The organism is Streptomyces sp. NBC_00258 (genome assembly GCF_036182465.1).
Taxonomy (GTDB): domain Bacteria; phylum Actinomycetota; class Actinomycetes; order Streptomycetales; family Streptomycetaceae; genus Streptomyces.
Genome location: NZ_CP108081.1, coordinates 5114280 through 5136038, shown reverse-complemented (window position 1 = coordinate 5136038; position 21759 = coordinate 5114280). Strand labels below are relative to the sequence as shown.

The window sequence follows — 21759 nt, the reverse complement described above, 5'->3', positions numbered from 1 at the left end:
CCGGCGGGGGCCGCGGTGGTAGGACCCGGCCCCCGCCGGGTGTCCGTCAGGATCGCAGCGTCCTCAGATGCCCGCGGCCGCCGACAGGTCCCGCTTGATCGTCGACAGCAGCTCCGTCGCCTTCGCACGGGCCGCCGGGAGGTTGTCGTGGGTGCCCACCGGGACCACGACCTCCAGGTAGCACTTCAGCTTCGGCTCCGTACCGCTGGGGCGGACGATGACGCGGGCGCCGTCCAGCGTGTAGCGCAGGCCGTCCGTGGGCGGGAGCGTGTCCGTGCCCTTCGTCAGGTCCTCGGCCTTCGTGACGGGCAGGCCCGCGAGCCGCGTGGGCGGCTGCTCGCGCAGACGGCGCATCGCGTCCGAGATGAGGGACAGGTCGTCCACGCGGACCGAGAGCTGGTCCGTGGCGTGCAGGCCGTGCTCGACCGCGAGGTCGTCGAGGAGGTCGAGGAGGGTACGGCCCCCGGACTTGAGCTCCGAGGCCAGTTCCGTGATCAAAAGGGCCGCCGTGATGCCGTCCTTGTCCCGTACGCCCTCGGGGTCCACGCAGTAGCCCAGCGCCTCCTCGTAGCCGTACCGCAGGTCCTCCACCCGGGCGATCCACTTGAAGCCCGTCAGCGTCTCCTCGTACGGAAGGCCCGCTTTCTCGGCGATCCGGCCGAGGAGGGAGGACGAGACGATCGACTCCGCGAACGTGCCCCGCGCGCCCCGGCGGACGAGGTGCTCGGCGAGGAGCGCGCCCACCTCGTCGCCGCGCAGCATGCGCCAGTCCCCGCCGTCCTTGACGGCCGCCGCGCAGCGGTCCGCGTCCGGGTCGTTCGCGATGATCAGGTCCGGGTCCGTCTCGTGGGCCTTCGCGAAGGCCAGGTCCATCGCGCCGGGCTCTTCCGGGTTGGGGAAGGCGACGGTGGGGAAGTCCGGGTCGGGGTCGGCCTGTTCGGAGACGAGGACCGGTTCCGGGAAGCCGGCCCGCGCGAACGCCGCCAGGAGCGTCTCCTTGCCGACGCCGTGCATCGCCGTGTAGACCGTGCGGGCCGTACGCGGGGAGCCGGCCGCCAGGACCGCGTCCGTACGGGCCAGATAGGCGTCCAGGACGCCGTCGTCCAGGGTCTCCCAGCCGCTGTCCGGGCGGGGGACGTCGGCCAGGCTCGTGATCGCGGCGATCTCCGCGGCGATCTCGGCGTCCGCCGGGGGCACGATCTGGGAGCCGTCGCCGAGGTAGACCTTGTAGCCGTTGTCGCGCGGGGGGTTGTGGCTGGCCGTGACCTCCACGCCCGCCACCGCGCCCAGGTGCCTTATGGCGTATGCGAGTACCGGCGTCGGAAGGGGGCGGGGGAGCACGGCGGCGCGCAGGCCCGCGCCCGTCATGACCGCCGCCGTGTCGCGGGCGAAGTCGGCGGACTTGTGTCGGGCGTCGTAGCCGATGACGACGAGGCCGTCGGTCCGGCCCTTCGCCTTGAGGTACGCGGCGAGGCCGGCGGCGGCGCGGATGACGACCGAGCGGTTCATGCGCATCGGGCCCGCGCCGAGTTCGCCGCGCAGGCCGGCCGTGCCGAACTGGAGGGTGCCGCTGAAGCGTGCGGTGAGCTCCGCCGTGTCCTCGGCGTCGATCAGCTTGGCGAGTTCCTCACGGGTTTCCGCGTCGGGGTCCTCGGCCAGCCATGCCTTGGCCCGTGCGGTGAGTTCGTCCTGCACGTCGGGTCAACCTCTCTCTTTGTCCTGTCGTCCTGTGGTGCCGCGTACCCGTCCCGTCCCTGGGGGCTGCGCCCCCAGACCCCCCATATCGGCCTGAACGGCCTCGTCCTCAAACGCCGGACGGGCTGGAAGTGTCGGCCCGGGCCGCGAAGTATTCAGCCTCTCCGGCGTTTGAGGAGCGGGGGTTCGGGGGCAGCGCCCCCGAAAAGGGACGGGAATGGGTAGGGGCGGCGGGGGCGAGGAAACTACAGCCGGTCCAGGACCTGGGTCAGGAGGGCACCCATGTGGGTGGCCGAGTCGCGGCCCGCCTGGAGGACCTCCTCGTGGTTGAGGGGCTCACCGGTCATACCGGCGGCGAGGTTGGTGACGAGGGAGATCCCGAGCACCTCCGCACCCGCCTCGCGCGCGGCGATCGCCTCGAGCGTGGTCGACATCCCGACGAGGTCCGCCCCGATCACCCGCGCCATCCGAATCTCCGCAGGCGTCTCATAGTGCGGCCCGGGGAACTGCGCGTACACCCCCTCTTCGAGGGTCCCGTCGATCTCCTTGCACAGCGCACGCAGCCGCGGCGAGTACAGATCCGTCAGGTCGACGAAGTTCGCGCCGACGATCGGCGACGCCGCCGTGAGGTTGATGTGGTCGCTGATGAGGACCGGCTGCCCGGGCCGCATGCCCTCGCGCAGCCCCCCGCAGCCGTTGGTCAGCACGATCGTCTTGCAGCCGGCGGCCACGGCGGTACGGACGCCGTGCGCGACGGCGGCGACACCGCGGCCCTCGTAGAAGTGGGTGCGGCCCAGGAACACGAGCGCGCGCTTGTCGCCGATCTGGTACGAGCGGACCTTGCCGCCGTGGCCCTCGACCGCCGGCGGCGGGAAACCGGGCAGCTCGGTGACCTGGAACTCGGCCGCGGGGTCGCCCAGGGCGTCCACGGCAGGTGCCCAGCCGGAGCCCATCACGAGGGCGACGTCGTGGGTCTCGGCGCCCGTCAGTTCCCGTACGCGCACGGCGGCGACGTCGGCGGCGGCGTACGGGTCGCCCTGGATGTCGTCCGGAAGAAGAGATGCGTTCACGCGCACGAGGGTAGCCGGTCTGGGCCTACGCGCGTAGATGGTGATGGTCACGGGATTGCGATCGTTGTCTTGTTGTTTCCGCCGAAGGCCGCCGGGGCGGTCAGCAGGGGCGCTTGCGCAGTTCCATCACGTAGTCGTGCGGGGCGCCCGCCGATTCCGCCGCGTCCGCGATCTCGCCGAGGTACCGGGCCGAGGGGAGCCCTCCCTCGTAGCCGTTGAGGACGTAGACCCATGCGGCCTCCTCGCCCTCCAGCGTGTGGATCCGTACCCGCATCCGCCGGTAGACGTCCAGGCCGACGCCCTCCCAGCGGTCCATGGACTCCTCGTCCGGGGGCGCGATGTCGTACAGGGCGACGAAGACCTGCGAGCGCGGGGCCTCGACGATGGTGGCCAGTGCGCCCTCCCAGCCCATGTGCTCGCCGCCGAACGTCAGCCGCCAGCCGTTCAGCCACCCCGTGGCGCGCAGCGGCGAGTGCGGAGCGCGGCGCGTCATGAGCCGCGGGTCGAGATTGCCGGCGTACGCGGCGTAGAGCGACATGGATCGAGAGTACGGCAGGCGGCACGCCGGCCTCGCCCGATGACAAAGACCCCTCGCGCACCGCAGCCACCGATCGAGCAACCACGACGGTGAGCAATCCGGTCCGGGAGAGCGGCGCCGGTTCAGGCGGAAAAAACAGCCCCCGGGCGGAAGCACCTTGAAGCGTGCGGGACAATGGAGTACGTGACTCGGATCGTGATCATTGGTGGCGGACCCGGCGGATACGAGGCGGCCCTGGTGGCCGCCCAGCTCGGCGCGGAGGTGACCGTCGTCGACTGCGACGGTCTGGGCGGGGCGTCGGTGCTCACCGACTGCGTCCCGTCGAAGACCCTGATCGCGACGGCGGAGGTGATGACCACCTTCGACTCGTCGTACGAGGAGCTGGGGATCATCGTCGCCGATGACACTCCTCACATCGACACGCCCGCGCGGGTCGTCGGTGTCGACCTCGGGAAGGTCAACCGCCGTGTGAAGCGGCTCGCGCTCGCCCAGTCGCACGACATCACCGCCTCCGTGACGCGTGCGGGTGCCCGGGTGCTGCGGGGCCGCGGGCGGCTCGAAGGCATGCAGGCGCTGGACGGGTCGCGCAAGGTCGTCGTACGGGCCGCCGACGGCAGCGAGGAGACCCTCGTCGCCGACGCCGTGCTCATCGCCACCGGCGGGCACCCCCGCGAGCTGCCCGACGCGCAGCCGGACGGGGAGCGGATCCTCAACTGGACGCAGGTCTACGACCTCGACGAGCTGCCCGAGGAACTCATCGTCGTCGGGTCCGGTGTCACCGGTGCCGAGTTCGCCGGCGCCTACCAGGCCCTCGGCTCGCGCGTCACGCTCGTCTCCAGCCGCGACCGCGTGCTGCCGGGCGAGGACCCGGACGCGGCCGCCGTCCTGGAGGACGTGTTCCGGCGGCGCGGCATGAACGTCATGGCCCGCTCGCGTGCCGCGTCCGCCAAGCGCGTCGGCGACCGTGTCGAGGTGACGCTCGCCGACGGCCGGGTCATCACCGGCTCGCACTGTCTGATGGCCGTCGGCGCCATCCCGAACAGCCACGGCATGGGCCTCGAGGAGGCCGGGGTCAAGGTCCGGGAGTCCGGCCACATCTGGACCGACAAGGTCTCCAGGACCTCCGCCCCGGGCGTGTACGCCGCCGGTGACGTGACCGGCGTCTTCGCGCTCGCCTCCGTGGCCGCCATGCAGGGCCGTATCGCCATGTACCACTTCCTCGGCGACGCGGTCGCCCCGCTGAACCTCAAGACGGTCTCGTCGAACGTCTTCACCGACCCCGAGATCGCCACCGTCGGCTACTCCCAGGCGGACGTCGACGGCGGCGTCATCGACGCCCGGGTCGTCAAGCTGCCCCTGCTGCGCAACCCGCGCGCCAAGATGCAGGGCATCCGCGACGGCTTCGTCAAGATCTTCTGCCGTCCGGGCACCGGGATCGTCGTCGGCGGTGTGGTCGTCTCGCCGCGCGCCTCGGAACTCATCCATCCGATCTCGCTCGCGGTCGACAACAACCTGACCGTCGAACAGATCGCGAACGCCTTCACCGTGTACCCGTCCCTGTCGGGCTCGATCGCCGAGGTGGCCCGGCAGCTGCACACCCGGAAGACCGAGGGCGAATCCTGACGGTGAAAGACGGTTCCCCGCTGGTCACGGGGATCATCGGCCCTTCGGTGACGGTGAGTCGCGGCCCATTCGTACGGCATAGGCGCCGCGATTAGGCGCGTATACCACTCCGTGCCCTGCCGTGCGAACAACTTCTGTTATTCGGCGCAAACTGCTGAAAGCAGACGGTCGTTGGGGTTACTGTCAGTTTCGTGTTCGCTGCAGAACGTCGCCAATTGATCCTCGAAATGGTGCGAGCGAATGGGGCCGTGTCGCTCCGTGAGCTCGCCCGCGTCGTCCAGACCTCCGAAGTGACCGTACGGCGGGACGTGCGCGCACTGGAGGCAGAAGGACTCCTCGACCGCCGGCATGGCGGTGCGGTATTGCCGGGCGGGTTCACGCGGGAGTCCGGCTTTCCGCAGAAGTCTCATCTCGCGACCGCCGAGAAGACGGCCATCGCCGATCTCGCCGCAAGTCTCGTCGAAGAGGGCGAGGCCATCGTGGTGGGGGCGGGAACCACGACACAGGAGCTGGCCCGCCGGCTCGCGCGGGTCCCCGGCCTGACCGTCGTCACCAACTCCCTGCTGGTGGCCCAGGCGCTGGCCCACGCCAACCGCGTGGAGGTCGTGATGACCGGCGGCACCCTGCGCGGTTCCAACTACGCCCTGGTCGGCAGCGGGGCCGAGCAGTCCCTCCAGGGGCTGCGGGTCTCCCGGGCCTTCCTGTCGGGGAGCGGACTGACCGCCGAGCGCGGCCTGTCCACCTCCAACATGCTGTCGGCGTCCGTCGACCGCGCGCTGGTGCAGGCGGCCGCCGAGGTCGTCGTCCTCGCCGACCACACCAAGCTCGGCACCGACACGATGTTCCAGACCGTGCCGACCGATGTGATCACCCGGCTCGTCACCGACGAGCCGCCCGCCCACGACGACCGCGCGGGCACCGAACTGCAGGCCCTGGCGGATCAGGGCGTACAGATCACGGTGGCCGGAGCGGGCGGTGCGGGAGGGGATACGGTCCCGGCGGGGCGTCAGCCGCCACGCCGGGACGTGCCGCTCCCCGGCCCCAGGCGTGGCCAGGTCCCGGGTGGAGGCCCGCAGTTGCGCAGCGCGGCCGCGGTTCTGGGGGAACAGCCCCAGAGCGAGCGGGCGCGGGTCGCGGACCTGCGCCGACGCTGACGGGCGGCCGGCTCCGATCCTGCCCGACCTGCCCGATCCTGACGGACGACGGTCCAGTTCGTACGTCACGAAGTGCGGTTCCGGCAGTACGTACGTTGTCGGTGCGCGTGTCGGCAGTAACGGGCGCTAGTTGTGCGGGGCGTCAGGCCTTGAGGCCCCGCAGGGTCAGTGTCAGCAGGCGGTCGGCCAACTCCGGATCGTCCGGGGTCTCCTCGGCCGCCAGCGCGATGGCGTTGGTCAGCTGGAGCAGGTCGCCGATGGAGACATCGGATCGCACGGCGCCCGCCCGCTGCGCACGGGCGAGCAGGGCGCTGCCCGCCTCACGCATCGGACCGCTGCACCGGGCGAGTTCCGAATCGTCGTCGTGCGAGGCCGCCATGAGCGCACGCGCCAGACCGCGGTACTCACTCGCATGAGTGATGATGGCGCGCAGCCACGTCACGAGCGCCGTGCACGGCTGCGGGTCGTCCAGTAGTTCGCCCGAGAGGTCCAGGAGATCGCTCACCGCGTCCGAGAAGACCGAGCTCAGCAGGGCGTGGCGGTTCGGGAAGTGCCGGTACAGCGTGCCGATGCCCACTCCGGCCCGTCTGGCCACGTCCTCCAGGGAGGCGTCCGCGCCGAACTCGGCGAATGCCGTTCGTGCCTCGGAGACCAGTCGCTCGTGGTTGCGGCGCGCATCGGCTCGCATGCGTGTGCCTGCCGGCGGCTTGGCCATGTGATTCACCTAGCCTCTTCTGCGTGCCGGGTCGGGTTGTGGTTGCCCGATGCCCATCTCGTCTGCCCCATTGTTGTCGTCCGGGGGCTGCGGGCCGATTGTGGCTGGTCGTGCAGTTCCCCGCGCCCCTGGCGGGGCGCGTCGCTGACCGGGCTTTGAACCCGAGGCGCCCGACGGACAGGCTAATCCTGTTCGTCGGGCGCCTCGGGGCGGTGTGTGCGGGTCAGTCCTTGATTTCGCAGATGGGGGCGCCGGAGGTGATGGAGGCGCCGACTTCGGCGGAGAGGGCTTTGACGGTGCCGGAGCGGTGGGCGTTGAGGGGTTGTTCCATCTTCATGGCTTCCAGGACGACGACGAGGTCGCCTTCCTTGACTTCCTGGCCTTCCTCGACGGCGACCTTGACGATGGTGCCCTGCATGGGGGAGGCGAGGGTGTCGCCGGAGGCGGCGGGGCCGGACTTCTTGGCGGCGCGGCGTTTGGGTTTGGCGCCGGCGGCGAGGCCGGTGCGGGCCAGGGACATGCCCAGGGAGACGGGCAGGGAGACTTCCAGGCGTTTGCCGCCGACCTCGACGACGACGGTCTCGCGGCCGGGCTCGTCCTCCACCTCGGTGTCGGTGGGGGCGGCGAAGGGCTTGATGTCGTTGACGAACTCGGTTTCGATCCAGCGGGTGTGGACGGTGAAGGGGTCGGTGGAGCCGGTCAGTTCGGGGGCGAACGCCGGGTCCTGCACGACCGCGCGGTGGAAGGGGATGGCGGTGGCCATGCCCTCGACCTGGAATTCGGCCAGTGCGCGGGCGGCGCGTTGCAGGGCCTGTTCGCGGGTGGCGCCGGTGACGATCAGTTTGGCGAGCAGGGAGTCCCAGGCGGGGCCGATCACGCTGCCGCTCTCCACGCCGGCGTCCAGCCGCACTCCCGGGCCCGAGGGCGGGGCGAAGGTGGTGACGGTGCCGGGGGCGGGCAGAAAGCCCCGGCCGGGGTCCTCGCCGTTGATGCGGAACTCCAGGGAGTGGCCGCGCAGTTCCGGGTCGTCGTAGCCGAGTGCTTCGCCGTCGGCGATGCGGAACATTTCGCGGACCAGGTCGATGCCGGCGACTTCCTCGGTCACCGGGTGCTCGACCTGCAGGCGGGTGTTGACCTCCAGGAAGGAGATCGTGCCGTCGGTGCCGACGAGGAACTCCACGGTGCCGGCGCCGATGTAGCCGGCCTCCTTGAGGATGGCCTTGGAGGACGAGTACAGCTCGGCGACCTGCGCCTGGGACAGGAACGGGGCGGGGGCTTCCTCGACCAGTTTCTGGTGGCGGCGCTGCAGGGAGCAGTCGCGGGTGGAGACGACGACCACGTTGCCGTGGGAGTCGGCCAGGCACTGGGTCTCCACGTGCCGCGGCTTGTCGAGGTAGCGCTCGACGAAGCACTCGCCGCGGCCGAACGCGGCGACCGCCTCGCGGACCGCCGAGTCGTAGAGTTCGGGGACTTCTTGCAGGGTGCGGGCGACTTTGAGGCCGCGGCCGCCGCCGCCGAAGGCGGCCTTGATGGCGATGGGCAGGCCGTGCTGTTCGGCGAAGGCCACGACCTCCTCCGCGCCGGAGACCGGGTCGGGGGTGCCGGCCACCAGGGGGGCGCCGGCGCGCTGGGCGATGTGGCGGGCGGCGACCTTGTCGCCCAGGTCGCGAATGGCCTGCGGGGGCGGGCCGATCCAGATCAGCTGGGCGTCCAGGACGGCCTGGGCGAAGTCGGCGTTCTCGGAAAGGAAGCCGTAGCCGGGGTGGATGGCGTCCGCGCCGGAGTCCTTGGCCGCCTGCAGCACCTTGGTGATGTCGAGGTAACTGGTCGCGGGGGTGTCACCGCCCAGCGCGAACGCCTCGTCCGCGGCCCGCACATGCAGCGCGTCCCGGTCCGGCTCGGCGTACACCGCCACGCTCGCGATACCGGCGTCTCGGCACGCCCGGGCGACACGAACAGCGATTTCGCCACGGTTGGCGATCAACACCTTGCGCACGTTGGCTCCCTCTCCTTGAAACAAGCCGAGTTTAGGGACTGCCGACACGACGTATCGACCCGTCCCCGGTGGTGAGCTTGCCCACACGGAGCGTGATACGAGGCCCGCTCGTCCGCGAAATCCCTTGTCGCACCGCGGTACGCAGGGGGCTTCCCAAGAACCCTAGCCCTCCGATGTGGCCAAGGTCTCTGTGAGAGCGTGCTGCGCCCCACTCCGTTTCTTTGTGGAGTCCCTACGAATGGCCCAACGAATCTTTGCCCTCCGTAGATCCCTTGTCCCGCGGTTTACCCGTTAGTAGCGTGCAGGCTGTCCCGAACGTACTTGAGGTAACAACAGTTTTGGTCGAGCGGCAGTCGGAAGTGGGTGGGGACCGGTGGTGCGCAGACCGGTGGCATGGGTGACCGCGATCGTGCTCTTCGCGGAGGCGATAGGCATCGCGTTGGTCAACTGGTTCATGGGGATAGTCGTCGACCGGCAGGACATGTCCCTGGCGGGGCTCGACTCGGACGTGATGTCCACGTCCTCGAAGGTCGCCGGCCTGCTCTTCGGCCTCTACTTCGCGCTCTGTGGTGTAGTCGCGCTGCGCGTGGCCCTGCGCGACCGCGCCCCGGCCGGGGTCGGCCGCATCCTGCTGTTCAGCGCCGCGGTGGTGCACGCCCTGCTCGGCGCGTTCACGGTGGGCCTGGTGGGCTGGGGCGCGTTCGCCTTCATGATGGTGGTGCTCGGGCTGATCGTGCTCATCTTCATGACGTACGACCGTCGCGAGGGCACCGTCTCCGACGCCGGGCCGGACGACGCCAAGCCGGACGGTGGCGTGGCAGGTGGTGGCGCCGCGGGTGGCGGCAGCGGCGGGACGCCGGTCATCCCGCCTCCGGCGCCCTCGACTACCTGACCGCCCGTCCCGCGCCGCGCGTCACTTCTCGCGCGGCGTCCACAACTCCGTGATGCCGACACCCAGTTCGGCCAGCAGACGGCGCACCAACGGCAGCGAGATCCCGATGACGTTGCCGTGGTCGCCGTCGATGCCGTCGATGAACGGGGCCGAGCGGCCGTCGAGCGTGAACGCCCCCGCGACATGCAGGGGCTCGCCCGAGGCGACGTACGCGGCGATCTCCGCGTCGCTCGGCTCGCCGAAGCGGACCACGGTGGAGGCGACCCCCGAGGTGTGGCGCCCGGCCGTCGTGTCCCATACGCAGTGCCCGGTCTGGAGCGTGCCCGCACGGCCGCGCATCGACTTCCAGCGCGCGGTCGCCTCCTCGGCGTCGGCGGGCTTGCCGAGCGCCTCGCCGTCCAGGTCGAGCACCGAGTCGCAGCCGATCACCAGGGCACCCTTGACCTCCGGCCTCGCCGCCACCACGGACGCCTTCGCCTCGGCCAGCGCGAGCGCCAGTTCGGCGGGGGTCGGGGCGGTCACGGCGTCCTCGTCGACCCCGCTGACGATGACCTCGGGGGCGAGTCCGGCCTGGCGCAGCAGCCCGAGCCGGGCGGGGGACTGGGAGGCGAGGACGAGTCGGCGGCGTGGCTGATCAGTCATGCGGCCAGGGTATCGGCGGGGCCGCGGCGGCTCACATCACGCCGAGCACGATCATCGCGAGCACCGCGGCCAGTGCCAGGAGAACGCCCAGTCGCCGCAACATGTCCTGCATGTCGCGCAGTTCCTTGGGCGGCTCGTTCTCCGGGTCGGACCACAGCATGTCAACGATCGTGACTCCGCCGCGGGCGCGGGCGCCTGAGTACGCGTACTCATTTTGAGTAAAAGGGTCTGGGGTTCCATTAGCTCTTGTTCCCCTGCTACCGTTCCGGGTGTCACTAACGGGACTCCTGTCCCGTTAGGTAAGTCTGCTGATCCTCTCAGGGAGGGATGCGCCGTGTTCACCACCGCCTGGACCGCCTCACCCCAGCTGCCCAGCACGGGCTTCACGCCCAACTGGTCGCAGGAGGGCTTCTGGCGGCAGTCCCTGCGCCAGGTCGTCCGCGTCGGCGCGGGCGGCGACCGGGTCCGTATCCGTCTGTCGAACGCGTACGGGACCTCGCCGCTGCGGGTCGCGGGCGCGACGGTCGCCCGTACGGCCCGTGGAGCCGCCGTGCGGCCGGACTCGGTCCGGCGGCTCACCTTCGCGGGGTCCGCGTCCGCCGAAGTCCCCGCGCGCGGGGAGATCATCGGCGACGCGGCCGAACTCGCCCTGGAATCAGGCGAATCGGTGACGGTCACCCTTCATCTGGACGCCGTCACCGGGCCCGCCACCTTCCACGCGCAGGCCTTCGCCGCCAGCTACCGGGGCGCGGGAGATCTCCTGGCGGACACCGGGGGCGAGGCCTTCGACGAGGTCAGTGAGTCCTGGTACTTCCTGTCCGGCGTCGATGTCTCCGCGGGGCGAACGGACGCCGTGGCCCTCTTCGGCGACTCGATCACCGACGGGTTCGGGTCCACGCCCGGCGCGAACCGACGCTGGTCCGACGCCCTCGCCGAGCGCACGGGGCGGCCCGTGCTCAACGCGGGCATCGGGGGGAACCTGCTGCTCAACGACTCGGCCTGGTACGGGGAGAAGGGCGTCCGGCGGGTGGAGCGGGACGTGTTCGCGCTCGCGGGCGTCGACACGGTCGTCGTTCTGCTGGGGCTCAACGACATCGGGTTCAGCGAGACCGACGAGCAGCCGACGTATCGGCCCGCGCCTCGGGTCGAGGTGAGTGAACTCGTCGCGGGGCACCGGGAGTTGATACGGCTGGCACGGGCTCGCGGCGTGCGCGCGGTTGGTGCGACGCTGCTGCCCTTCGGCGGGTCCGATCACTGGGGGGAGCGGGCGGCGAAGGTGAGTCACGAGCTGAACGAGTGGATTCGTTGCTCGGGGGAGTACGACGCGGTTGTCGATCTCCACCGGGTCATGGGCGATCCCGGCGCGCCGGATGTGCTGTGTGGTGCGTACGACTTCGGCGATCACCTGCACCCGAATGATGTCGGGTACGAGGTGATGGCCGAAGCCGTCGCTCGTGTTCTTTGACTGCGGGTGCGTTGTGGCTTGTCGCGCAGTTCCCCGCGCCCCTAAAAGGGGCGCTGCCCTCTAACCGGGCCAGAAGGTGCGGGCCCAAGACCTCGGACCCGGGGGCGGCAGGCGCCTCTGGGCCACTCGGGACGGGTCGGACCATGCCGGGCGTTCCTGTGTCGCGCCGGGCGGAGTGGTTGCCGCCGCCGCGGCGCGGGCCTGGACCACCGCCAGTGCGGCTGCCAGCTCCTCGGGGGTCGGGTTGCCCCTTACGACCTTGATCATGACCGTTCCCGCTCTCGAATCGTCTGCTCTCGACCGGCGTCCTACAGGGGGATGTTGCCGTGCTTCTTCGGCGGCAGGGACTCCCGCTTCGAACGCAGCGACCGCAGGCCGCGTACGACGTGGGAACGGGTGTCGGACGGCAGGATCACACCGTCGATGTACCCGCGCTCGGCGGCCGTGTAGGGGTTGAGGAGCGTGTCCTCGTACTCCTGGATCAGGCGGGCCCGGGTGGCCTCCTGCTCGTCGGCGGGGGCCGCGGCGATGGTGCGGCGGTGCAGGATGTTCACCGCGCCCTGCGCGCCCATCACGGCGATCTGGGCGGTCGGCCAGGCGAGGTTGAGGTCGGCACCCAGGTGCTTGGAGCCCATGACGTCGTACGCGCCGCCGAAGGCCTTGCGGGTGATGACCGTGATCAGCGGGACGGTGGCCTCCGCGTACGCGTAGATCAGCTTCGCGCCTCTGCGGATGATGCCCGTGTGCTCCTGGTCGACACCGGGGAGGAAGCCGGGGACGTCCACGAACGTGATGACGGGGACGTTGAAGGCGTCGCAGGTGCGGACGAAGCGGGCCGCCTTCTCGCTCGCGTCGATGTCGAGGCAGCCCGCGAACTGCATCGGCTGGTTGGCGACGATGCCCACCGGGTGACCCTCGACCCGGCCGAAGCCGGTGAGGATGTTCGGCGCGAACAGCGGCTGGGTCTCGAAGAACTCGGCGTCGTCCAGGACGTGTTCGATCACCGTGTGCATGTCGTACGGCTGGTTCGCGCTGTCCGGGATCAGCGTGTCGAGCTCGCGGTCCTCGTCGGTCGGGGCCAGGTCGGCCTCCTCCGGGAAGGCGGGCGGCTCACTGAGGTTGTTCGACGGGAGGTAGGACAGCAGCGACTTGACGTACTCGATCGCGTCCTTCTCGTCGCCCGCCATGTGATGGGCCACGCCCGACACCGCGTTGTGCGTGCGCGCGCCGCCCAGCTCCTCGAAGCCGACGTCCTCGCCGGTCACCGTCTTGATGACGTCCGGGCCGGTGATGAACATGTGCGAGGTCTGGTCGACCATCACCGTGAAGTCGGTGATCGCGGGGGAGTAGACCGCGCCGCCCGCGCACGGGCCGACGACCAGGCTGATCTGCGGGATGACACCCGAGGCGTGGGTGTTGCGGCGGAAGATCTCGCCGTACATGCCGAGCGCCGCGACGCCCTCCTGGATGCGGGCGCCGCCCGAGTCGTTGATGCCGATGACCGGACAGCCGGTCTTCAGCGCGAAGTCCATCACCTTCATGATCTTCTGGCCGTAGACCTCGCCGAGCGCGCCGCCGAAGACCGTGAAGTCCTGGGAGAACACGGCGACCGGGCGCCCGTCCACCGTGCCGTAGCCGGTCACGACCCCGTCACCGTACGGGCGGTTGTTCTCCAGGCCGAAGTCCGTCGAGCGGTGCTGCGCGAACTCGTCGAACTCCACGAAGGAGCCCTCGTCCAGCAGCAGCTCGATCCGCTCACGAGCCGTCAACTTGCCCTTGGCGTGCTGCTTTTCGACGGCACGCGCCGAGCCGGCGTGCGTCGCCTCGTCGATGCGGCGCCGCAGATCCGCGAGCTTGCCCGCGGTGGTGTGGATGTCGATCTCGTGCTGCTGTTCCGGCTCGGACATCGGGATGCGGCTCCCTGCCTGCTCAGTGGGGACGTGAGGGTGAGGTGACACGAGGTGTTTCGGACCTGCTGAACGGTGCTGGCGGTGCTCAGAAGGGGGGTTGGCTACTCATCCGTAGCGTAGTGGCGTGCCTACCGTTCGGCAGTGCGGCGTTTACCACACCTAGGGTGGGTTGCATGACGCCGCGAGACGACTCAGACGCGAACAGCAATCGGTGGTCCGACCTGGACCGTCCCCCGCTCAACGCCGTGGCCCTGCGCCGCGCGCTCGTGCGCAACGGGGGCCACGAGGGGCTCTGGCGCGCTGTCGACGTCGTGCAGCACACCGGCTCCACCAACTCCGACCTCGTCGCCCTCGCCACGGAGGGCAAGGCGGAGGAGGGCACGGTCCTCGTCGCCGAGGAGCAGGACGCCGGGCGCGGGCGCCTCGACCGCCGGTGGACGGCACCCGCCCGCTCGGGCCTCTTCTTCTCCGTCCTGCTGAAACCGACCGAGGTGCCGGTCGAGCGCTGGGGCTGGCTGCCGCTGCTCGCCGGGGTCGCGACGGTCACCGCGCTGTCCCGCGCCGCCGGGGTCGACACGGCACTCAAGTGGCCCAACGACCTGCTCGTCACCGTGGACGGCCAGGAACGCAAGACCGGCGGCATCCTCGCCGAGCGTGCCGGGCCCGACGCGGTCGTCGTAGGCATCGGCATCAACGTCACGCTCCGCGAGGACGAGCTGCCCGTGCCGGGCGCGGGTTCGCTCGTCCTCGCGGGAGCGTCGACCACGGACCGTGACACGATCCTGCGGGCCGTGCTCCGGTCCCTCGGCCAGTGGTACGAGAAGTGGCGCAGCGTGGGCGGCGATCCGGCCAGGTCCGGCCTTCAGGACACGTACGCCGCCGGATGCGCCACGCTCGGGCGGGTCGTACGGGCCGAACTGCCCGGCGGGAAGTCGATCACCGGGGAGGCGGTGGCCGTGGACGGCGACGGACGGCTGGTCCTGGCCACGGCGGAGGGCGTGCAGCACCCCGTGGGAGCGGGGGACATCGTGCATCTGCGGCCGGCGGGGGACCCGGGGGACCAGTGACGGACATGCCGGCAGGGGTGCGCGGGACGCTTCGTGCCTGGTGGTGAGCAAGGAGCGCGTACGAGCCGTACGAGTGGGAGTGGGCCGCGGACCTACGCGGGAGGAGTGGGCCACGGGCCGTCCGGCCTCGGCGGTCGGGAGTGAGCCAGAGCACACCTGCCGTAGAGTTGAGGCCGGTCGATACCTGACCGCGGCAGATCGGAAGGGCAGCAGGCGTGACCGTCGACGACACGGGCTCCGGCACGGGTGACACCGCCTCCGACGGTGAGCCGGGGCGTACCACCGGGTCTGTCGCCGACACGGCGGCCGCACGGATCGATCGGGCCGAGGCGCACGCGCGGGTGGAGGAACAGAACCGAGTGGACGCGCAGGACGGCCGGACGGACCGGGCGGAAACGCCGGACCGGACGGAGACGCCGGACGGACCGCCCAGCGCGCCCGAGGCGTCGGATCAGGTGGAACAGACGGATCTGTCGGATCAGACGGATCTGACGGATCAGGTGGATGCGTCGGGCGGGTCGCCGACCGCGGGCCGGGCGGAGAGCTCGGGCCGAATGGGGACCTCGGGCCGGGCGGAGGCCGCGGGCCGCGGTGAGGTTGCGGGCCGGGGTGAGGGGGCCGACCGTGCGGAGGCGCAGGCCGCCGCCTCCGAGGAGGATCCGCTGGCCCTGCGTCTCGAACAGCTCATCCTCGGTGCCGAGCGCCGCTACACCCCCTTCCAGGCCGCCCGCAGCGCGGGCGTCTCCGTGGAGCTGGCCACCCGTTTCTGGCGGGCCATGGGCTTCGCGGACATCGGCCAGGCCAAGGCGCTCACGGAGGCCGACGTACTCGCGCTGCGCCGGCTCTCCGGTCTGGTGGAGGCAGGGCTGCTCAGCGAGGCGATGGCGGTCCAGGTCGCCCGTTCGACCGGCCAGACCACCGCGCGGCTGGCCGAGTGGCAGATCGACTCCTTCCTGGAGGGCCTCACCGAGCCCCCGGAACCGGGCATGACACGCACCGAGGTCACGTACCCCCTCGTCGAACTGCTCCTGCCCGAGCTGGAGGAGTTCCTCGTCTACGTCTGGCGGCGCCAGCTCGCCGCCGCGACCGGCCGCGTCGTGCAGGCCGCGGACGACGAGGAGATGGTCGACCGCCGGCTCGCCGTCGGCTTCGCCGACCTCGTCGGCTTCACGCGTCTGACCCGGCGCATGGAGGAGGAGGAACTCGGCGAACTCGTCGAGGCCTTCGAGACCACCGCGGCCGACCTGGTGGCCGCGCACGGCGGGCGACTCATCAAGACGCTGGGCGACGAGGTGCTGTACGCGGCCGACGACGCGGGCGTCGCCGCCGAGATCGCGCTGCGGCTGATCGAGACCATGGCCGGCGACGAGACGATGCCCGAGCTGCGCGTCGGTATCGCCTTCGGCACGGTGACCACCCGTATGGGAGATGTCTTCGGTACGACCGTCAACCTCGCGTCCCGGCTGACCTCGATAGCTCCGAAGGACGCCGTCCTGGTCGACGGGGCGTTCGCCGAGGAACTCACCCGGACCGGCGACGCACCCGCCTCAGAGGCCGCTGCCGCCGACGAGGCCGCCGCCGCGGAGAAGGAGGGCGAGGAGCCGCCGGCGTACCGCTTCGCGCTTCAGCCGATGTGGCAGCGGGCCGTGCGGGGGCTGGGCGTGGTCGAGCCGTGGCAGCTCAGGCGGCGCAGCAACTAGCCGTTGTCGGTCCGCGTCGGTCCGCCCTTCCTCGGTCCTTTCCTACCTGTCGTTTCCGTCGAAGCACAGGCCCACGATCGGGACGCACAGGCCCGTGCCCGGGCGGGCGGGATCCTGTGGTGTGCCGGGGGGCGTCGGGGCCGGCGCGGGGGCTGAGGGTGTGGCGGCGGGGGGCCGGGGCGCTGCCGGTTGCTGTCCTGCTCGGGCGGGCGGGGTTGCGGTGATGGGGCGGCGGGTGTCCTGGAGGGCGGCGGAGGGGTCGGGGGCGGGATTGAGAGGGCCTGCGGGTCCTGGGAATCCGGCTGGTCCTGCGGCTCCGCTCTGCGCTCCCGGGGCGGACGGTCCGATCGGCCCCTTCGAATCCCTCGTCTCGCCCGGCTTGTTCTGCCCGTCCAGCCGGTTCGGTTCGTTCGGTTTCGATGTGGCTCCCGAGGGGCCCATGGCGGCCGTGGGTGGTGCGCCCACAGGCACCGCCCCCGCGTCGTCCTGAGCCGGGTTCTCCGTCGAGCCGGCCGCGCTGGGGTCGATGTCCGTGGCCTCCACGCCGGTGCCCCCGCCGGTGGGGGCGGGTGCCATACGGAGGAGGCTCAGGGCTCCTGCGGCCAGGGCCAGGCCGCCCACCGCGAACAGGATGCGGCGGGGGCGGGGTTTGCGGTGGCGTCCTCGGGGGCGGGTGAGGACCGGTTCCGGTGGTGTCGTCTCCGGTGTGACCGTTCCTGGCTTCGTTGCCGTGTGCGGCATGCAGTTCCCCTCCCCGATGCGAGGGCGCCCCCCCGGCGCGCTGTCGCGGTGCGCAGGTTATGCGCGCTGTGGTGTGGTTCGGGGCGACTCGGGTCTCCCATCACCCGAACGGGGAGTCTCCGACGGCTTGGGGTTTCTTTCGCCCCCGCCGCCCCTTCCCGTCCCTGGGGGCTGCGCCCCCAGACCCCCCGTTATCGGCCTGAACGGCCTCGTCCTCAAACGCCGGACGGGCTGAAATTCAGCCTCTCCGGCGTTTGAGGAGCGGGGGTTCGGGGGCTGGCCCCCGAGTAAGTGACGGGAATGGGTAGGGGCGGCGGGGGCGAGAAACTACTCCCCGGGCCACTCCGGCCGGCGCTTCTCGTTGAAGGCCGCTACCCCCTCCGCCCGGTCGCCAGAGAATGCGACCGAGCGCCACGCGGCATCCTCGATCTCCAGACCCGCGCGGAGATCGAGCCCGTGCCCGAGCCGAAGCGCCCGCTTGGCGGCCCGCAGCCCGACGGGCGAGTTGACGGCGATACGGCCCGCCAGGGCCAGCCCCTCCGCACGGGCCTCGCCCGCGGGGACCAGGACATCGACCAGCCCGAGGTCCCGTGCCTCGTCGGCCTCCACCCGCCGCGCCGAGAAGATCAGCTCGGCCGCCCGCGCCGCACCCACCCGCCGCGGCAGCAACTGCGTACCCCCGCCCCCGGGAATGACGCCGACCGACACCTCGGGCAGCCCCACCACGGCCGTACCGTCCGCCACGATCAGATCGCAGGCCAGGGCGAGCTCGAAACCGCCGCCCAGCGCGAACCCGTGCACGGCGGCGACGGTGGGCATCGGCAGATCGAGTACGCCGGTGTACGCGGCACGCGCGAGCGGACGCTGACGGACCAGCTCGGCGTCCGTGAGGGAGTTGCGCTCCTTGAGGTCGGCGCCGACGCAGAAGGCCCGCTCGTGGGTGGAGGTGAGGACGACCGCCCGGACGTCCCGGTCCGCGGCCAGCGTTTCGCACGCGGCGGAGATCGAGCGGGCCATCTCCGTCGACACGGCGTTCATGGCCTTGGGCCGGTCCAGGACGAGCTCGGCGACGTGCGACGACGCATCGCGCCGCACCACGACGTACTCCCCGAACCGCTGCTCCGCGCCTTGCTCGGACATGAGACTCTCCCGGTTCACGGTTCACGTTAACGGCGGTTAACTTCTCTGCGGCCCGATCATTCCAGCCGCCCGCCCCGAGGGAAAGGCCCGCCCCGGACCCCTGTTCGCCGCATCAATGTCCCAAATCATTACAAACGTACCTAACCTGGAGTGATGGGCGGTGACGATGTGCGGTTGAGGGCGGTGGTGGCGCTGGCGCAGGGCATGGCCGCCGCGCACGCCCCGCGGGAGTCGTGGCGGGCTGCGGCTGCCGGAGCCTGCCGGGCGCTGGGCGGGAGCTTCGCCGCGCTGTCCGTGTGGGAGCGGGAGCTCGGGCGGCTCAGGGTCCTGGCGAACGTGGGGGACCGGGCCCGGGACGAGGAGGAGTTCCCGGAGGACGAGGCCTATCCCGTGCACCAGTTCCCGGAGATCACGGAGTTCCTGCATGAACGCTGGGTCGGCGGCGGCGGACCCAACGCCTGGGTGGAGACGGCCGACGGGCCGGCCACGGGGCACGCCGGGTACTGCCATCAGCGCGTCGCCGCCCTGCGCAGACGCGGCCGCGGGTGCTGTGTCGTCGCGCCGATCGTCATGCACGGACGCGCCTGGGGCGAGTTGTACGTCGCCCGCCCGGCCGGAGCCCCCGTCTTCGACCGCGCCGACGCCGACTTCGCGACCGTCCTCGCCTCCGTGGTCGCCGCCGGGATCGCGCAGACCGAACGCCTGGAGGAGGCCAGACGTCTCGCCTTCACCGACGCCCTCACCGGCCTCGCGAACCGCCGTGCCGTGGACATGCGACTGGACGAGGCCATCGAACGCCACCGCGCCGAGGGCGTGGTCGTGAGCCTCGTCGTGTGCGACCTCAACGGCCTCAAGCGCGTCAACGACACCCGGGGCCACGCCGTCGGCGACCGGCTCCTGGAGCGTTTCGGGTCCGTCCTCTCGCTGTGCGGCGCGATGCTGCCCGGCACGCTCGCCGCCCGCCTCGGCGGCGACGAGTTCTGCCTGCTGGCCGTGGGTCCGGCCGCCGACGAGGTCGTCCGCGTCGCCGACGAACTGTGCCGCCGCGCCGCCGAGTTGGAGCTCGGCGAGGGTGTGGCGTGCGGGGTCGCCTCCACCGAGGATCCGCTCGGCCCCGTCCGCTCGGCCCGGCGGCTCTTCCGGCTCGCCGACGCGGCCCAGTACCGCGCCAAGGCCGTACGCTCCGCGAAGCCCGTCGTCGCGGGCCGCGAGGGGCCGGACGACCCCGTCGTACGCCTCGCCGACGCACCCCCGCCCGCGGCGGCCGAGCGCCGGCGGTTCCGCGGCCGGCGGTAGGGCCGCCCCTGTCCGTCCGCCCCTGCGGGCTTCTGTGTGTAAGGACCCAACCCGCCACCCACTAGTGACACCAAGGCATTCACTGCGTACGCTCCTGAATATGGATATGCACACTGTGGTGGTGGGGACGACGGGTGTCACCGCGTCCGACGTTCTCGCCGTGGCGCGCGGCGGCGCCCGGGTCGAACTCTCCGACGAGGCGGTGTCGGCGCTCGCCGCGGCCCGCGAGATCGTGGAAGCGCTGGCAGCCAAGCCGGAGCCCGTGTACGGGGTCTCCACCGGCTTCGGAGCCCTCGCGACCCGGCACATCAGCCCGGAGCTGCGGGCCCAGCTGCAGCGCAACATCGTGCGGTCGCACGCCGCCGGAATGGGCCCGCACGTGGAGCGCGAGGTCGTCCGCGCCCTGATGTTCCTGCGGCTCAAGACCGTCTGTTCGGGCCGCACCGGCGTCCGCCCGTCCGTCGCCCAGACCATGGCCGACATCCTGAACGCCGGCATCACCCCGGTCGTCCACGAGTTCGGCTCCCTCGGCTGCTCCGGCGACCTGGCGCCGCTCTCCCACTGCGCCCTGACGCTCATGGGCGAGGGGGATGCGGAGGGCCCGGACGGAACGATTCGCCCCGCCGGTGAACTCCTCGCCGAGCACGGTATCGAGCCCGTCGAACTGCGCGAGAAGGAGGGCCTGGCCCTCCTCAACGGCACCGACGGCATGCTCGGCATGCTGGTCATGGCCCTCGCCGACCTCGACACCCTCTACAAGTCCGCCGACATCACCGCGGCCCTCTCCCTCGAAGCGCTCCTCGGCACCGACCGGGTCCTCGCCCCCGAACTGCACGCCATCCGCCCCCACCCGGGCCAGGGCGCCAGCGCCGCCAACATGCTGGCCGTGCTGAAGGGTTCGGAGCTGACCGGCCACCACCAGGACGACGCCCCCCGCGTCCAGGACGCCTACTCCGTGCGCTGCGCCCCGCAGGTCGCGGGCGCCGGCCGCGACACCATGACCCACGCCCGCCTGGTCGCCGACCGCGAACTCGCCTCCGCCGTCGACAACCCCGTCGTCCTGCCCGACGGCCGCGTCGAGTCGAACGGCAACTTCCACGGCGCCCCGGTCGCCTACGTACTGGACTTCCTCGCCATCGCCGCCGCCGACCTCGGCTCGATCACCGAGCGCCGCACGGACCGGCTCCTCGACAAGAACCGCTCGCACGGCCTGCCGCCGTTCCTCGCGGACGACGCCGGTGTCGACTCCGGCCTGATGATCGCCCAGTACACGCAGGCCGCCCTGGTCAGCGAGATGAAGCGGCTCGCCGTCCCGGCCTCGGCCGACTCCATCCCGTCCTCCGCCATGCAGGAGGACCACGTCTCGATGGGCTGGTCGGCCGCCCGCAAGCTCCGTACGGCCGTCGACAACCTGACCCGGATCGTCGCCATCGAGCTGTACGCCGCCACGCGCGCCATCGAGCTGCGCACCGGCCTCACCCCCGCCCCCGCCTCGCAGGCCGCGATCTCCGCCGCCCGCGCCGCCGGGGTCGCCGGCCCGGGCCCCGACCGCTTCCTCTCGCCGGACCTGGCGGCCGCGGATGCGTTCGTGCGCGGCGGCCACCTGGTCGAGGCCGTGGAACCCGTAACGGGCCCGCTGGCATAGGGATTTCCGGGGTTCCTTCAGGTGTACGAGGTGGGGGCGCCGGGGCGTCGCGACGCCCCCACCGAAATCTGTGCTAGGGTTCCTAACGAAACGTTTTTGGTACCCATTAACTTTGTGCGCCTGAAAGGAATCCTCTCTCAGGCGCGTTTTGTTTTTCCGGTCATTTCCGGATGGGAGCCACCTATCTTGGAGAAATGACATGGCTACTGGCACCGTGAAGTGGTTCAACGCGGAAAAGGGCTTCGGCTTCATCGAGCAGGACGGCGGCGGCGCCGACGTCTTCGCCCACTACTCGAACATCGCCACCTCGGGCTTCCGTGAGCTGCAGGAGGGCCAGAAGGTCTCCTTCGACGTCACGCAGGGTCAGAAGGGCCCGCAGGCGGAGAACATCGTCCCCGCCTAATTCCGGGACGCGCATCACGCGAGCCGGGGCCCGCACCTTCGGGTGCGGGTCCCGGCTTGTGCTGTCC

General features: G+C 71.3%; 20 protein-coding genes. 9 read left to right on the top strand and 11 right to left on the bottom strand.

Going from position 1 to position 21759, the window contains the following annotated elements; all coding sequences use genetic code 11:
* Positions 1-63 precede the first annotated feature (63 nt).
* The 3 genes from OG718_RS22790 to OG718_RS22780 all read right to left on the bottom strand — a co-directional run bounded on the left by OG718_RS22790 (position 64) and on the right by OG718_RS22780 (position 3303).
* Positions 64-1695, bottom strand: coding sequence for a phospho-sugar mutase (locus tag OG718_RS22790; protein ID WP_143644496.1), 1632 nt, complete (start codon positions 1693-1695; stop codon positions 64-66).
* A 245-nt stretch (positions 1696-1940) separates the two neighbouring features.
* On the bottom strand, positions 1941-2765 hold the full coding sequence (locus tag OG718_RS22785) for a purine-nucleoside phosphorylase (RefSeq protein ID WP_143644495.1): 825 nt from the start codon (positions 2763-2765) through the stop codon (positions 1941-1943).
* Between the two features lie 100 nt (positions 2766-2865).
* Positions 2866-3303 (bottom strand): gamma-glutamylcyclotransferase, encoded by a 438-nt coding sequence (locus tag OG718_RS22780; protein ID WP_055615596.1) that lies wholly within the window; start codon positions 3301-3303, stop codon positions 2866-2868.
* 174 nt (positions 3304-3477) lie between these two features.
* On the opposite strand from OG718_RS22780, the gene OG718_RS22775 reads away from it, so the two are divergent.
* Together OG718_RS22775 and OG718_RS22770 are read left to right on the top strand one after the other, a co-directional pair.
* A complete protein-coding gene (locus tag OG718_RS22775) occupies positions 3478-4926 on the top strand; it encodes an NAD(P)H-quinone dehydrogenase (protein ID WP_143644494.1) in 1449 nt (482 codons plus the stop codon).
* A gap of 191 nt (positions 4927-5117) precedes the next feature.
* Positions 5118-6080: a DeoR/GlpR family DNA-binding transcription regulator gene (locus tag OG718_RS22770; protein WP_143644493.1), complete on the top strand. Its 963-nt coding sequence runs from the start codon at positions 5118-5120 to the stop codon at positions 6078-6080.
* Positions 6081-6222: 142 nt separating this feature from the next.
* On the opposite strand, the gene OG718_RS22765 is transcribed toward OG718_RS22770, so the two are convergent.
* Both OG718_RS22765 and OG718_RS22760 read right to left on the bottom strand, forming a co-directional pair.
* Entirely contained in the window at positions 6223-6795 is a 573-nt protein-coding gene (locus tag OG718_RS22765; protein ID WP_260695896.1) for a TetR/AcrR family transcriptional regulator, read from the bottom strand.
* Positions 6796-7018: 223 nt separating this feature from the next.
* Positions 7019-8791 carry an acetyl/propionyl/methylcrotonyl-CoA carboxylase subunit alpha gene (locus tag OG718_RS22760; RefSeq protein ID WP_328845038.1) on the bottom strand — a complete coding sequence of 591 codons (1773 nt, stop codon included), beginning with the start codon at positions 8789-8791 and terminating at the stop codon, positions 7019-7021.
* Positions 8792-9164: 373 nt separating this feature from the next.
* Here OG718_RS22760 and OG718_RS22755 point away from each other — a divergent pair, with 373 nt between their 5' ends.
* Positions 9165-9683, top strand: coding sequence for a hypothetical protein (locus tag OG718_RS22755; RefSeq protein ID WP_328845037.1), 519 nt, complete (start codon positions 9165-9167; stop codon positions 9681-9683).
* A 21-nt stretch (positions 9684-9704) separates the two neighbouring features.
* On the opposite strand, the gene OG718_RS22750 is transcribed toward OG718_RS22755, so the two are convergent.
* The gene (locus tag OG718_RS22750) at positions 9705-10325 is read right to left on the bottom strand and encodes a Maf family protein (RefSeq protein ID WP_143636838.1); all 621 of its coding nucleotides are present in this window, start codon (positions 10323-10325) and stop codon (positions 9705-9707) included.
* A 31-nt stretch (positions 10326-10356) separates the two neighbouring features.
* Positions 10357-10485: a morphogenic membrane protein MmpB gene (gene mmpB, locus OG718_RS22745; protein WP_143636837.1), complete on the bottom strand. Its 129-nt coding sequence runs from the start codon at positions 10483-10485 to the stop codon at positions 10357-10359.
* A gap of 174 nt (positions 10486-10659) precedes the next feature.
* On the opposite strand from mmpB, the gene OG718_RS22740 reads away from it, so the two are divergent.
* Positions 10660-11790, top strand: coding sequence for an SGNH/GDSL hydrolase family protein (locus tag OG718_RS22740; protein ID WP_328845036.1), 1131 nt, complete (start codon positions 10660-10662; stop codon positions 11788-11790).
* 60 nt (positions 11791-11850) lie between these two features.
* Here the strand turns inward: OG718_RS22740 and OG718_RS22735 are convergent, their stop codons facing one another.
* Complete coding sequence (locus OG718_RS22735; protein ID WP_143636835.1) at positions 11851-12057, bottom strand: acyl-CoA carboxylase epsilon subunit; 207 nt, start codon at positions 12055-12057, stop codon at positions 11851-11853.
* Positions 12058-12098: 41 nt separating this feature from the next.
* Entirely contained in the window at positions 12099-13697 is a 1599-nt protein-coding gene (locus tag OG718_RS22730) for an acyl-CoA carboxylase subunit beta (protein WP_143636834.1), read from the bottom strand.
* A gap of 176 nt (positions 13698-13873) precedes the next feature.
* On the opposite strand from OG718_RS22730, the gene OG718_RS22725 reads away from it, so the two are divergent.
* On the top strand, positions 13874-14767 hold the full coding sequence (locus tag OG718_RS22725; RefSeq protein ID WP_328845035.1) for a biotin--[acetyl-CoA-carboxylase] ligase: 894 nt from the start codon (positions 13874-13876) through the stop codon (positions 14765-14767).
* A 554-nt stretch (positions 14768-15321) separates the two neighbouring features.
* Positions 15322-16467, top strand: a complete 1146-nt coding sequence (locus OG718_RS22720; protein ID WP_260695157.1) for an adenylate/guanylate cyclase domain-containing protein — start codon at positions 15322-15324, stop codon at positions 16465-16467.
* 42 nt (positions 16468-16509) lie between these two features.
* Here OG718_RS22720 and OG718_RS22715 read toward each other — a convergent pair whose 3' ends face one another.
* Both OG718_RS22715 and OG718_RS22710 read right to left on the bottom strand, forming a co-directional pair.
* Positions 16510-17208, bottom strand: a complete 699-nt coding sequence (locus OG718_RS22715; RefSeq protein WP_143636831.1) for a hypothetical protein — start codon at positions 17206-17208, stop codon at positions 16510-16512.
* A gap of 327 nt (positions 17209-17535) precedes the next feature.
* Positions 17536-18348 carry an enoyl-CoA hydratase/isomerase family protein gene (locus OG718_RS22710; protein ID WP_328845034.1) on the bottom strand — a complete coding sequence of 271 codons (813 nt, stop codon included), beginning with the start codon at positions 18346-18348 and terminating at the stop codon, positions 17536-17538.
* A 153-nt stretch (positions 18349-18501) separates the two neighbouring features.
* On the opposite strand from OG718_RS22710, the gene OG718_RS22705 reads away from it, so the two are divergent.
* The 3 genes from OG718_RS22705 (at position 18502) to OG718_RS22695 (ending at position 21692) form a co-directional block, all read left to right on the top strand.
* Positions 18502-19644 (top strand): GGDEF domain-containing protein, encoded by a 1143-nt coding sequence (locus OG718_RS22705; protein WP_328845033.1) that lies wholly within the window; start codon positions 18502-18504, stop codon positions 19642-19644.
* 106 nt (positions 19645-19750) lie between these two features.
* Positions 19751-21289, top strand: a complete 1539-nt coding sequence (gene hutH, locus OG718_RS22700; protein ID WP_328847808.1) for a histidine ammonia-lyase — start codon at positions 19751-19753, stop codon at positions 21287-21289.
* A gap of 199 nt (positions 21290-21488) precedes the next feature.
* The gene (locus OG718_RS22695; protein ID WP_053661143.1) at positions 21489-21692 is read left to right on the top strand and encodes a cold-shock protein; all 204 of its coding nucleotides are present in this window, start codon (positions 21489-21491) and stop codon (positions 21690-21692) included.
* Positions 21693-21759 lie beyond the last annotated feature (67 nt).

Coding starts and splice junctions, on each gene's coding strand:
- OG718_RS22735 (WP_143636835.1), bottom strand. CDS start 12,057: ATGATCAAGGTCGTAAGGGGCAACCCGACCCCCGAGGAGCTGGCAGCC.
- OG718_RS22725 (WP_328845035.1), top strand. CDS start 13,874: ATGACGCCGCGAGACGACTCAGACGCGAACAGCAATCGGTGGTCCGAC.
- OG718_RS22695 (WP_053661143.1), top strand. CDS start 21,489: ATGGCTACTGGCACCGTGAAGTGGTTCAACGCGGAAAAGGGCTTCGGC.
- OG718_RS22775 (WP_143644494.1), top strand. CDS start 3,478: ATGGAGTACGTGACTCGGATCGTGATCATTGGTGGCGGACCCGGCGGA.
- OG718_RS22730 (WP_143636834.1), bottom strand. CDS start 13,697: ATGTCCGAGCCGGAACAGCAGCACGAGATCGACATCCACACCACCGCG.
- OG718_RS22715 (WP_143636831.1), bottom strand. CDS start 17,208: ATGCCGCACACGGCAACGAAGCCAGGAACGGTCACACCGGAGACGACA.
- OG718_RS22710 (WP_328845034.1), bottom strand. CDS start 18,348: ATGTCCGAGCAAGGCGCGGAGCAGCGGTTCGGGGAGTACGTCGTGGTG.
- OG718_RS22750 (WP_143636838.1), bottom strand. CDS start 10,325: ATGACTGATCAGCCACGCCGCCGACTCGTCCTCGCCTCCCAGTCCCCC.
- OG718_RS22705 (WP_328845033.1), top strand. CDS start 18,502: ATGGGCGGTGACGATGTGCGGTTGAGGGCGGTGGTGGCGCTGGCGCAG.
- hutH (WP_328847808.1), top strand. CDS start 19,751: ATGCACACTGTGGTGGTGGGGACGACGGGTGTCACCGCGTCCGACGTT.
- OG718_RS22720 (WP_260695157.1), top strand. CDS start 15,322: ATGGGGACCTCGGGCCGGGCGGAGGCCGCGGGCCGCGGTGAGGTTGCG.
- OG718_RS22780 (WP_055615596.1), bottom strand. CDS start 3,303: ATGTCGCTCTACGCCGCGTACGCCGGCAATCTCGACCCGCGGCTCATG.
- mmpB (WP_143636837.1), bottom strand. CDS start 10,485: ATGCTGTGGTCCGACCCGGAGAACGAGCCGCCCAAGGAACTGCGCGAC.
- OG718_RS22765 (WP_260695896.1), bottom strand. CDS start 6,795: ATGGCCAAGCCGCCGGCAGGCACACGCATGCGAGCCGATGCGCGCCGC.